Below are 10,793 nucleotides of genomic sequence, written 5' to 3'. Positions count from 1 at the left end.
GATACACCTCTGAAACTCAGTGGCTTGAAGCATGCAACAGAGACAGCAGCAACAAATTTAATGGGTCCAGAACCTAGCTTCTTGTGCCTGGGCCGCGGGGCGGTCAGACGACTGCGACCAGTCTTCTGGTAGGACGGCATAGTAGTCGCAAGCGCCGGTTGGCTGATACACGTGCGCTAGTCGCCTCATGCAATGCCCGCTTCGTCCGCATCTCGGAGGATGTAAGGCTCGTAATGAAGGTCCGCTTCGTGCGAGACCGGTCATCATCAACCGTTGAGCCTAAGGCGGCTTTGTCCGCTCACCGCCATTAGCCGTCTGGTTTCCAACGTCCGGTGTAGGGTGGCTGAAAAGGGGACTTTGCAGCCATCCGCATTCTTGCTCCAAAGGACCGCGGTCAGCCCAATGCAGACTTTGGTTTCAGTGGTGTGAACGTAGGGTATATTTAGACCATACTAACGGAGACGTAACAATGAGCTTCACCCAAGAAGACGCAGCCGACGTCATTAATGAGAATAAACAATGAGAATAAACGGGACATCAACCGACTCAGAATGACAACAACCAATATCATGACAGTGCATCAACTTAAGTTCTATCTCGACTGGCTTGATCTGAATAAGGTGGAAGTCGACGTAACTACAGTTTCACTTCCATCGTTAATGGAAATTGAGGCAATGACCGCTGCCTTTGTGATTTCGTATGGACGGCTGTTTTCATCCACTACCGGAGTGACAAAGTACGTTAGAAAAAACGTCCCGGAGGAACATAAGCATGCACATGATGAAATAATCTCACTTCGAAATGAACGCTATGCACACCACGGAGATCATGAGTCGTACGGAGTAGGGTCAGGACCCTAGCTAAAGCGGATGCGCTGCATGAGCTTTGACCATGGCGGCACGACGTAAGCTTCAAGCGACAGGCAGCCAAGTGCCTCCGGTTTTCCATATTTATCTAATTACTGCTATGTATGAATTCATCAAACGATGAGGACATGATGAATTCACTAACCAGAATAACACGTGGGATAGGCGTCGCTCTCAAAGACGGTAGAGTGAAAGGCATTCTTGCCTTCACAGTTGGAATGATTTTATGGGCCTCGGTCTTTTACCACTTTGTCGAAGGTTGGAGTTGGCTCGACTCAATCTACTTTTCTGTCGTGACCATTTCGACCGTGGGGTTTGGTGACTTCTCACCTGAAACCGCGGCAGGGAAGATCTTCACAATGATTTACATCGTCGTGGGCCTCGGTGTCTTCGTGACCGCGGCGACCACAGTGGCGGATACAATCTTGTCCCAGGACGACAAAAAAGCGGACAAGTAGATTATCCCAATTTGACCAAATCGAGTTCATGCCCAGGCATTGGTTTGACTGGGCCCCTCAAGCTGTGGCTCGGATTCATTTGTGTCTTCAAACTGATAGACGATCACTAAAATTCAAAAAAATGTACATATTATGTTTTTTGAGTGTAACATTCGAAAAACACATGGAGGGATGGAATGGAAAAGACACAGGACGCAAAGATTGTCGATCTAGCGATACGATTGCTGTTTCTCGGACTATTCCTCTACAGCGCCCTGGTCATGGTGGCCCCGCTTGCGAGCGTGGTTATCTGGGCAACGATCCTCTGTGTGGCGCTATATCCGGCATTTGATTGGCTTCAGTCCAAGCTGGGAGGGCGGAAAAAACTTGCCACGACGATCTTGGTTTTGCTGGGCCTTGTTCTGACCCTCGGGCCAGTCGCTACCGCGGTGTCTGGTGCCGCAGAACTTGGGTCTGAATTCGCGGAACAAGCAGACAAAGGTGACTTAAAAGTCCCACCTGCGCCAGAGGGTCTCAAGGAGTTGCCCTTGGTGGGAGACAAAATAGCCGATGTCTGGGGAATGTTTGAGCGCAATCTTGACGGCGCGCTTGCAAAATACGGCACGCAAATCCTTGAGATCACCAAATCGCTCTTCGGAAAGGTGCTGGGCATCGGAATCGGGCTGCTTGGTTTAGCTCTTTCCGTACTGATTATGGGGGCTTTGTTCAGCCCCGGGCCAAGTTTGGTCCAGGGTCTTCAGCGCTTTGCCAACCGTGTCTTCGCACCACGCGGCGGTGAATTCGTAACACTGGCAGGCGCAACGATCCGGAACGTGACAAAAGGCGTGATCGGCGTAGCAGCCATTCAGGCGGTCTTCGTTTGGGTACTGTTGGCTTTGTTCGGGATTTCTTCGGCCGCCACTCTGGCATTTATCTGCCTGATACTCTCGATTATCCAAATCGGGCCCGGATTGGTTCTAATACCGGTAATTATCTACGCATGGAGCTCCATGTCCGGCGGGACTGCGTTGATCTTCACCATATTGGCCGTTCCCGTCATGATAATGGACAGTTTCCTGAGACCCGTGTTCATCTCAAAAGGCCTTGAGACCCCCATGTTGGTCATCCTCATCGGTGTTCTCGGCGGTATGATGGCGTACGGTTTGATTGGCGTCTTTATGGGGCCGGTTCTCTTCGCTGTTTTCTATGAGCTATTCAAGGTTTGGATTGATACCTCGCCCGAAGCCGAGCGCACTGCTGAAGGTGCTGCGAAATGAGGAAGACGATATGGACAACCCTGGCTGTCATTCTGATTTTTCTTGTTTGGTACCTGGTCGCTGATCGGAAAACGCCATTTACCGGGAACGCCAGAGTAAAAGCCGTGGCGACCCAGATCGTCCCGCAGGTGACTGGCACTGTGACTGAAGTTTTGGTCGAAAACGGTGAGGTTGTCTCGGCCGGAGATGTCCTTGTCCGGATCGACGCGCGACCCTACGAGATTCAGCGCGACAAGGCGGAAGCTGATCTCGAGGCAGCCACTCAAGAGGTGGGTGCATCTTCGGCAGAGGTAAGAGCGGCACAGGCCAAACTCGCAAGGGCGCAAAGCGATCTGGATACAATGCGCATTCAGACGGAACGCGTATTTGCGCTCGAAAAGAAAGGGTTGATCGCCGTCACTAAGGCCGATGATGCGCGAGGGCAACTGGCAGAGTCCGAGGCAAACTATGAGAACGCAAAAGCGGATCTGGAAAAAGCAAAACAGAGGCTTGGTGACGATGGGATTGAAAACCCGAAAATCCAGCGCGCGTTGGCGGCCTTGGCGGATGCGGAACTGAACCTGGAATGGACTGAACTGCGTGCTCCGGAGACAGGCGTGATCTCTAATCTGTTGATAGCCCCTGGAACGTATGCGCGATCCGGTCAGGATCTGTTGACATTTCTGGACGCGACTGACGTCTGGATCGAGGCGTATTTTACCGAGAACAACCTAGGAAGAGCTTCGGTAGGGTCTCCGGTTGATGTGGTTTTGGATATGCATCCCGGTCAGATTGTTCCTGGCGTCATTGAGAGCTTTAGCGCGGCCGTTTCCCTAAGTGGCGGTGATGTGCCCGGGCAACTGGCGAGTCCGCCCAGTACCAAAGGTTTCTTGCGGGAGCCGGAAAGGTTCCCAGTCAGGATCGTATTGCCGGGCTATGAAGCTGGAAGTGCCGAAGATGATCTTCGCTTTCAGTTGAACGGGCAGGCCGATGTGATCATGTATCTAAGTGACAACTCATTGCTGAACCTGGTAGGCCGCACCTACATCCGCGTGGTTTCAATACTGTCCTATGCGTATTGAGGACCAACGCTCTGTCGCCCGGCTTGCGGTGGGTGTTACCGGCGTCTTTTCCTTGGGCTTGTTTCTTGGCTGGCCACTCGCCGTCGTTGGGGCGGTGTTCGCCGCACTGTTTTTGCAGGCGCCCGCCGCATTGCCTCTGGCAGCATTTGCTAAGCTGTTTGTTTTTTCGATTGGATTGATGTTCATTTCGTTCCTGGTGTCGTCAATCTTCTCACCATATCCTCTTGTTTTTCTCATTCTGGTGGCCATTGGAATAATCCTGTCTTTCATGTGGTCAGTTTCTGGCGCCGGAGTTTTACCAGGTGTCATCGCTCTCATGGGAGCATTGATGATCCCAAACTTGGTTCTGCAATCCCAGGATCTGGCCTTGGTGCTTGTGTATTGGATACCTTTGAATCTGCTGTTTGCGGGCTTTGTATCGACGCTAATGTTCGTGCTGATCCCCGCCGAACCTCAATCAGCGGCCCAGAAGAAGGCCGCATCGTCGCCGAACTTCGACCCATATCGCCGAATAGTCAGGATGTCGCTTGTAACAGTGCCGTTTGCCTTGGCGTTTTTTGTTTCCGGCGCATCTGCATTACTAGTTTTGTTTTTTGTCGCCCTGCTGAGCCAGCAACTTGCGGCAATGCCCGCTGCAGGCAAAACAGTTGCAAAAGCTATGCTGACGGCAAACCTTCTTGGGGCGGCAGTATCCATCATTTGTTATGAGATAAACGTAATAGCTCCGGTTATTCTCACCCCCATTTTGCTGTGTTTTTTCTTTTGCCTAACACTCGGAGCACTTGGAAAGTCAAAAGTCCCGCTCGCCGCCGCCGCCGGTTCCGCTATTACGACAGCTCTGATTGTATATGGCGGTTCGGTTGCACCATTTTCAGACGAGGCTGACGTCAAGAGCATCACTCGCGTATTGCAAGTTGCCAGCGCCGCTTTTTTTGTAATCATCGCATATGTTGTTGTGGATGAATTTTGGCCGGAGAAAGAGCGCCAAGCGGCTCAATGAAGTTAGTTGCGATGTGGCATGGTTCTGAAAGAAATAGAATTTCTAGTGTCAGGACCCATTGATTTCTGCGGGGTTGCGAGATTCACGGTTCGAAAAACGAGCGGCGAACATGTCTGATCTGTTTTGGTTGACCGACGCCCAGATGGCGCGTCTTGAGCCCTTCTTCCCAATGTCTCACGGCAAACCCCGCGTCGATGACCGGCGGGTGTTGAGCGGGATAGTCTTCATTAATCGCAATGGCTTGCGCTGGCGCGATGCGCCGAAGGAATACGGCCCGCACAAGACGCTCTACAACCGCTGGAAACGTTGGAGCGGCAAGGGCATCTTCGCCCGGATGATGGCCGGATTGGCCGCTGAGCACGGCGAAGATAAGGCCGTGATGATAGATGCGACCTACCTGAAGGCGCACCGCACAGCGACCAGTTTGGGCGTCAAAAAGGGGGGCGTGGACGCCTGATCGGTCGGACCAAGGGCGGCATGAACACGAAGCTGCGCGCTATCTGCGACAGCAAGGGACGCCCACTCAACTTGTTTGTGACGGCTGGGCAGGTCAGCGATTATATCGACGCTCGGGCATTGTTGAGCAGCCTGCCAGATGTCGAATGGCTGCTTGGGGATCGCGGATATGACGCTGATTGGTTCCGGGAAGCGTTGAAAGACAAAGGTATACGCACGTGCATCCAAGGCCGGAAGCAGCGGAAGAAAGCGGTGAAGTACGACAAGCGCCGCTACAAACGTCGCAATCGGATCGAGATCATGTTCGGAAGGCTGAAAGATTGGCGGCGAGTGGCAACCCGATACGACAGGTGCCCAAACGTCTTCCTCTCAGCCATCGCACTGGCGGCTACCGTCTTCTATTGGCTATGAGTCCTGACCCTAAGTACTATTAGTGCCAACCAAAAAATCGATTGGCACTTGTTCGTTAGAACTTTCCTTGGCCTCTTCAGGCACCAACATTCACAACCATTTTGCCAAAATTCTCCCCGCGAAGTAGCTGGTTAAGGGCTTCTGGTGCAGCCTCCAACCCATCCACCATGTGCTCGCGGTACTTAACCGCACCATCCTGAATCCAACTTGTCATATCGCGTGTGAACTCTTGGTAAAGCGATATTGGAAAGCTGTCGAAAATGATGAAACCCTGTGCTTTCACCTTCTGCCTCAGCAAGGTGCCCATTATTGCTGGTCCCATATCGGGACCTTTGGGTAGATCCGTCAAATTGTACCACGAAACTACGCCGCAGATTGGCATACGGGCAAAGGGGTTGAGCAAGGGTAAAACAGCATAAAGCACCTTGCCACCAACATTCTCGAAGTAGACATCGATCCCATCGGGGCATGCTGCGCGTAGCTGGTCGGCAAAATCGGTGGTCTTATGATCAATACAGGCGTCGAAACCGAGGTTTTCGACCACATGGGCACACTTTTCGGCCCCACCAGCAATCCCGACAACTCGGCAACCCTTGAGTTTGGCAATCTGACCCACGGTAGCTCCAACAGGGCCGGAGGCTGCGGCAACAACAACGGTTTCGCCGGGTTTTGGTTCGCCTATCTGCAATAACCCTGCATAGGCAGTATAGCCAGGCATCCCAAGTATCCCAAGAGCCCAAGACGGGTTTTGGGGAGATTTACCCATGTTGATGACCTCGTGACCATCGGAGATTGCATAATCTTGCCACCCACTGTTTGAGAGGACAAAGTCGCCAACTTCGAAACCATCGAGATTTGCAGCAATGACTTCCCCTACAACCTGTCCCGTCATCACTTCTCCTATTGCTACGGGTTCGGCATAGGATTTAGCGTCGTTCATCCGCCCACGCATGTAGGGGTCGAGCGACAGGTAATGTGTGCGGACAAGCATTTCACCTGCGCCCGGCGTAGGGATATCTGCGGTTTCCAAACGGAGCGTACTGGCGTCGGGCTCGCCACTGGGACGCTCATTCAATACGATCCGGCGATTAGTATCAGTGGTCTGGGTCATTTAGTGCTCTTTCCTTATACGTGTCGGTTTGAGGGAAGCGGAGGTATTCTTTGCGAAGAGTACGTATCAGTTTCAGGTTCCCGGCGCTGGATCGCCAGAACGTTCAGTTTCCCTTGAGCACGAGCTCATCAACTTCCTTACGCCAATGGACGGAAGGGCATCAACACATGCGTGGTTGCTCAAGTTCAATTGTAAAATTTTCTCACCATGGCTTGCAAGGAAACGCACAATTTCCGAACAGTGGGTAAGCCCATGCGCCATTCACACCAGTTGCGATGACATTGACAACGATTCCAAGAAGTGGCGCATCCTCAAGATGCGGGTTTGGGAGTGCCCGCACAGCTTCTCTGATGATTAAGAATGCCGCCAGCACAATCAGTACGCCCTCGGCGACGGCGGAAAGATACTCGGCCTTTTTGTGACCAAAGAGGTGTTTTTCGTCAGGGGTATATTGGAAATCCGAACTGCAAAATACGCCAGCAGCGCTGCAACGACATTTACAGTTGATTCCATTGCGTCTGACAACAACGCCACCGAGCCCGTCAGCTACCAGGTCAGCAGTTACAGGGCCGGTGCCACAATGGAAATTGGAATGGACCAAAGAGCGATTTTTTGTGTCATTTGGCCACGACCCTTTGTCAATCATGAACAGAAACTCGGGTGACTGGTGAACTCCGGTGTTCAGCACGTAAAACAGGTGTTTGGTGAAAAGGGAATATGCCCCGCGGCTTCCTAACAGCGACCGACGACAGCCTCTGGTCCCCCTGCATGGCGCCAACGACGTTACTCTGATGGAAGCCCCGTCGACGAAACAGGAACAGCTTTTAGATACGCGGCAATCGCCAAACGGTCCTCATCTGTAAGGCGAGACGTGTTCTCGATGACCTCCACCATTTCTCCACCAGCACTGTCATAATCCGGCGTGAAGCCAGATTTGAGGTACTCGGCAATGTCAGCCTCGGACCAATCAAGCTGGTCTGAAGTAAGGCCGGGGATTCGACCTTTCCCGTTTGGATTTGGAGCGCCCGTCAGCCAAAGGTCTCGTTTTAAACCACCTAGACCATTTCGCGGGGTATGGCATTCAGCGCAATGACCCAGCGCCTCGACTAAATACCTGCCATGTCTTTGTTGGTCGGTCAAATCACTTTCGACTACCCAGCCTGGCGTCATGAACAACAGTTTCCATCCCCCCAATCCACGACGAACATTGAAAGGAAAACCTACCTCATGCGGAACGCTTGCAGTTGTGGCTGCTGGCAGAGTGCCGAGGAATGCGTGAAGCGAAACGACGTCGTGTGCTGACATGTTGGCGTAAGATGTATAGGGAAACGCTGGAAAATAGTGCTGCCCTTCGGGTCCGGTCCCCTGGATCAAGGCGTTGGCCAGATCCAGCGCAGACCAGGACCCAATGCCGACTTCTGGGTCACTGGAAATGTTGGGGGCAGTGAACGTGCCGAAATCCGTCTCAAACCGGCGACCACCGGAGAGCATGAGCTTGTCCTCGCCAACTGCATCAGGCGCTGCATGACAGGATGCGCATCCTGCCGCGTAGAACACGATTTCACCTCTGGCGTGATCTGGGTTCAAACCGCCGAGTTGAGACGGCTCCACTCTTTGTGGTCGGGTCAGAACCAAACCGGCCAACCCAACCAAAAGTGCAACGAAAGCGGTAAATAGGAAAATCCGCTTCACAGCTATCTGCCGATTAGTCTTTCGGTGCTCTGTAAGCTTTGTGACACGCCGAACAGCTTCCACCCAGATCGCCCATGGCCGCTTTCAGGGCATCAACATCTTGGCCAGCCGCAGCCTGCATCGCAATAGCGGCATCTGCCATGGCCTGCCCTTTCGCACCAACGTCAGGGAAGTTTTCCCAGATTGCCGACAGCGCTCGGGTGGACGGATCGGACACATTGTCAGATCCCTGGGGCCACATCGCGGATTGGTCGATCTGCGTTAGCACAACAAGGTTGTTTGCAGCCCGTGTTGCGGCTTCGGCATCATAGTCCACCTCGCCTTTGGCCATGCCGCCAAGTGTACCAAGATTGAAGGCATAGAGTTGCATGATTGAGGTTCGAGCTTTCACAGCCGGGTTTTCACTTTCGTGGGCGATGGCTGTGCCAATGGCGACCAATGACAAAAGACCTGCCGCGAAGATTGAGAACTTCTTCATCATGATGTGTCTCCCTGTTCAATGCTCCGAATGTTAGCTTGAACGAATTTTCTTGTAATTGTTTGTTATTGGTCGTCACTTGTTAATTTATGAACAATGAAAACTGGGATGACATTCGGTACGCACTAGCCGTAAGCAAATACGGTTCGTTGAACGCGGCGGCGGCGGCGATGGGCGTCACGCACGCGACAGTCTTGCGCAGGGTGGCCGCATTCGAAGAACGCAATGGTTGCGTGGTTTTTCAGAAAAGTTCGTCAGGATATTCCGTTCTCCCCGAAGCCAGTGCGATCTTTTCAGCCATGGAAAGCGTTGAAGAAGCGGTGCTTTCGGTGGAGCGGGCGGTTGTCGGAGCAAATCGCTCGCCAATGGGTCACGTGCGCATTACATCGACTGATAGTCTTTGTCAGATTGTTCTTCCAAGAATACTCAACGAAATCTCACTCCTTTACCCAGGTTTGAACCTGACTCTGCTAAGCCAGAACAGCCACCATGATCTTTCCCGACTGACAGCAGACATTGCTGTGCGCCCTTCGATAAAGCTCGGGGAAGGGCTAATCGGAGAGCGTGCAGGAACGCTGTCCTTCGGTGTCTATGACGATGGTAGCCCCAATCGCAAGTGGATGAGGCTAGACGGAGCGTTGAGTCGTTCACTTCCTGCCAAATGGCTGGCGCAGAATGTAAGCGCCGACGAAATGACCAATGGAGCAGACAGTTTTCTGGTGCTACAGCAGATGGCGGCCTCGGGAGCTGGTAAAACCTTTTTGCCGTCATTTTTTGGCGACGTGGATACCCGCCTTAAGCGGTCGAAGGACGTGAATCCTAAGTTCGAGGTTCCGCTGTGGGTCGCAACGTTAGAAGAAATCTCGCAAACTCCAAGGTTTGCTGTAGTTCAGAAGGCACTAGTCGAACGCATATCGGAAGCGCTAGCTAAGTGATTTTATGCAACTGAGACTTTCGAGTTCTCACATTTTTGACTTTCCAAGTTTGCAATGTCCAGTCGGAAACGTTCGCATTGGGCTGCTCCAATCAATTATGATTGCTGCGGAGAACGGCAAAACTGAGCCCAAACTGCACACGAGAAGAATTTAAGGCGATCCGGCTTGAATTGATCAATTCACAAGTTTTTAATCTTCCGGAACTTGGGAGATTTGCGAGAATGAGTGTCCTCCGCAGTTTTGCCGCGCCATGTGGCGCAACAGTCTTTCAACCAGGTCACGCAGTCCAGGCTTCATCATTCTGTCAGAGGGATCAAGTCGTTAACGCTTACAGGCCCGAGCGGACGCGAAGTGGTCCTATATCGTGTCACACCGGCCGACGCATGCCTCTAGACTTTGTCATGCCTGATAAGGGACGAGGCCTACGGTGCCGAAGGTGTTGCAGAGACCGACTTGACCGGGCAAATCGTGCTAGCTCACGAGTTTCGAAAGAAGCTCGCCGAGGACGCTGAGTTCCGAGTTATGATTTTGTTGTCCGTTTCCTCGCGGTTTTCGGAACACCAGCAGTTGATTGAAGATGTGGCGCTTACAAACTTCGATGCGCGACTCGCCAAGGCCTTGATAAGGCTTGCGTCTTCAGGCAGCATGGTGAAGGCAACCCACTCCGTACTCACAAGCGAAACAGCCTCAGGCCGCGCCTACGTGTCTCGCAGATTGGCGGAGTTCGCGAAGAAAGGCTGGGTAAAGCAGCATGAAGACGGCATCGCCATACTTGATCGCAAGGAACTGGAACATGTTGCCGCAGGTTAGCGGTGAGAGTGAACTGCCAACGGTCGCTCATCGCGTTACAAGTCGCGAAATCAAAGGCTTTACCTGACTGTCCGATGACCGCTCTTAACCTGCCTGGCGCAACGGCATTGCTGCGTTGGCGCAAGGCCGCAATGAGTCAAAAACCCACAAGATGCTGCATGCTGTTCGAATAACAGTGAAGCGTGTCCGTCCGGTGAATGCGACCAGTTAATGTTGAGCGGTTTCTTGGACGTAACACCACGGCATGAGTTCATCGAGG

11 protein-coding genes are annotated in these 10,793 nt (G+C 52.6%); 7 read left to right on the top strand and 4 right to left on the bottom strand.

The features are described from left to right. The first annotated feature begins 997 nt into the window (after positions 1-997). From AC2FJC_RS23180 to AC2FJC_RS23160, 5 genes are all read left to right on the top strand, one after another. Positions 998-1,324, top strand: coding sequence for a potassium channel family protein (locus tag AC2FJC_RS23180; RefSeq protein WP_117870654.1), 327 nt, complete (start codon positions 998-1,000; stop codon positions 1,322-1,324). A 176-nt stretch (positions 1,325-1,500) separates the two neighbouring features. Next, positions 1,501-2,580: an AI-2E family transporter gene (locus AC2FJC_RS23175; protein WP_496742020.1), complete on the top strand. Its 1,080-nt coding sequence runs from the start codon at positions 1,501-1,503 to the stop codon at positions 2,578-2,580. Then, positions 2,577-3,641 carry an HlyD family secretion protein gene (locus AC2FJC_RS23170; RefSeq protein WP_496742018.1) on the top strand — a complete coding sequence of 355 codons (1,065 nt, stop codon included), beginning with the start codon at positions 2,577-2,579 and terminating at the stop codon, positions 3,639-3,641. Before AC2FJC_RS23175 ends, AC2FJC_RS23170 begins: the two co-directional genes overlap by 4 nt. After that, on the top strand, positions 3,631-4,641 hold the full coding sequence (locus AC2FJC_RS23165) for a DUF2955 domain-containing protein (protein WP_496742016.1): 1,011 nt from the start codon (positions 3,631-3,633) through the stop codon (positions 4,639-4,641). The genes AC2FJC_RS23170 and AC2FJC_RS23165 overlap by 11 nt, the downstream gene beginning before the upstream one ends. 109 nt (positions 4,642-4,750) lie before the next feature. Then, positions 4,751-5,508, top strand: a protein-coding gene (locus AC2FJC_RS23160; protein WP_496742014.1) for an IS5 family transposase whose coding sequence is annotated in 2 segments (ribosomal slippage) — positions 4,751-5,072 and positions 5,072-5,508 — 759 coding nt in all. Because the reading frame shifts where the segments join, the coding sequence is not laid out codon by codon here. Positions 5,509-5,584: 76 nt separating this feature from the next. Here the strand turns inward: AC2FJC_RS23160 and curA are convergent. The 4 genes from curA to AC2FJC_RS23140 form a co-directional block, all read right to left on the bottom strand. After that, a complete protein-coding gene (curA, locus tag AC2FJC_RS23155; RefSeq protein WP_496742012.1) occupies positions 5,585-6,619 on the bottom strand; it encodes an NADPH-dependent curcumin/dihydrocurcumin reductase in 1,035 nt (344 codons plus the stop codon). A gap of 202 nt (positions 6,620-6,821) precedes the next feature. After that, positions 6,822-7,265 (bottom strand): cation efflux transmembrane domain-containing protein, encoded by a 444-nt coding sequence (locus AC2FJC_RS23150; protein ID WP_496742010.1) that lies wholly within the window; start codon positions 7,263-7,265, stop codon positions 6,822-6,824. Between the two features lie 137 nt (positions 7,266-7,402). Continuing rightward, positions 7,403-8,311 carry a c-type cytochrome gene (locus AC2FJC_RS23145; RefSeq protein WP_496742008.1) on the bottom strand — a complete coding sequence of 303 codons (909 nt, stop codon included), beginning with the start codon at positions 8,309-8,311 and terminating at the stop codon, positions 7,403-7,405. Positions 8,312-8,324: 13 nt separating this feature from the next. Continuing rightward, a complete protein-coding gene (locus AC2FJC_RS23140) occupies positions 8,325-8,792 on the bottom strand; it encodes a c-type cytochrome (protein ID WP_496725623.1) in 468 nt (155 codons plus the stop codon). 86 nt (positions 8,793-8,878) lie between these two features. Between AC2FJC_RS23140 and AC2FJC_RS23135 the strand changes: the two genes are divergently transcribed. Together AC2FJC_RS23135 and AC2FJC_RS23130 are read left to right on the top strand one after the other, a co-directional pair. Beyond that, on the top strand, positions 8,879-9,724 hold the full coding sequence (locus AC2FJC_RS23135) for a LysR family transcriptional regulator (protein ID WP_496742006.1): 846 nt from the start codon (positions 8,879-8,881) through the stop codon (positions 9,722-9,724). A 453-nt stretch (positions 9,725-10,177) separates the two neighbouring features. Next, positions 10,178-10,534 carry a Crp/Fnr family transcriptional regulator gene (locus AC2FJC_RS23130; protein WP_496742004.1) on the top strand — a complete coding sequence of 119 codons (357 nt, stop codon included), beginning with the start codon at positions 10,178-10,180 and terminating at the stop codon, positions 10,532-10,534. The last annotated feature ends 259 nt before the right edge of the window (positions 10,535-10,793 follow it).

The organism is Ruegeria sp. CDSB117 (genome assembly GCF_059611005.1).
The sequence above is the reverse complement of the archived record's forward strand: the minus strand, read 5'-3'. Positions and strand labels throughout refer to the sequence as shown.

Bases quoted from the DNA above. Each gene is read 5' to 3' on its own strand.
- AC2FJC_RS23150 (WP_496742010.1), bottom strand. From the start codon at position 7,265: ATGATTGACAAAGGGTCGTGGCCAAATGACACAAAAAATCGCTCTTTG.
- AC2FJC_RS23135 (WP_496742006.1), top strand. From the start codon at position 8,879: ATGAACAATGAAAACTGGGATGACATTCGGTACGCACTAGCCGTAAGC.
- AC2FJC_RS23175 (WP_496742020.1), top strand. From the start codon at position 1,501: ATGGAAAAGACACAGGACGCAAAGATTGTCGATCTAGCGATACGATTG.
- AC2FJC_RS23140 (WP_496725623.1), bottom strand. From the start codon at position 8,792: ATGATGAAGAAGTTCTCAATCTTCGCGGCAGGTCTTTTGTCATTGGTC.
- AC2FJC_RS23165 (WP_496742016.1), top strand. From the start codon at position 3,631: ATGCGTATTGAGGACCAACGCTCTGTCGCCCGGCTTGCGGTGGGTGTT.
- AC2FJC_RS23170 (WP_496742018.1), top strand. From the start codon at position 2,577: ATGAGGAAGACGATATGGACAACCCTGGCTGTCATTCTGATTTTTCTT.
- AC2FJC_RS23180 (WP_117870654.1), top strand. From the start codon at position 998: ATGAATTCACTAACCAGAATAACACGTGGGATAGGCGTCGCTCTCAAA.
- curA (WP_496742012.1), bottom strand. From the start codon at position 6,619: ATGACCCAGACCACTGATACTAATCGCCGGATCGTATTGAATGAGCGT.